Source organism: Kocuria sp. KH4 (genome assembly GCF_053711175.1).
Window position 1 is genome coordinate 1 of the sequence record NZ_JBSJYX010000061.1, and the last position, 449, is coordinate 449.

A 449-nucleotide genomic window follows, 5' to 3' on the forward strand; every position below is an offset into this window, starting at 1 on the left:
ACGGAACGCTGGCCGACATCGACAACAACCTGTGGGGCCTGACCATCGGCGCGGACGCGCCGTTCGGCGAAGGCTTCCGCGCCGGCGGCCATCTCGGCATGGCCAAGTCGGACTTCGACGTGCCGCGCCGCGGCGACCGCTCGGACGGCGACCAGTGGTACCTCGGCGTCCACTTCAGCTACGCCCCGCGGCCCGACGGCGGCGCGTGGGTGCAAGGCGCGGCCGGTTACGCCACGAGCAGCTTCGATGTCACCCGCCCGGTCCACGTCGGCGTGTTCGACCGCACCGCGCGGGCCGACGCCGATGCCGACGGTTGGTACGCGATGGCCGAGGCCGGCTGGCGTTTCGAAACGCCGAGCGCGAGCATCGAGCCGCTGGTCGGCGTCTACCACAGCCGCCTGAGCCTGGACGATGTGACCGAGACCGGCGCCGGCGAGGCCAACCTGCGC

General features: G+C 72.6%; 1 protein-coding gene. It reads left to right on the forward strand.

Annotated elements, in window-relative coordinates:
• Positions 1-449: autotransporter outer membrane beta-barrel domain-containing protein (locus ACWCOM_RS18490; protein WP_454550203.1), on the forward strand; the 449-nt coding region annotated here is incomplete at both ends.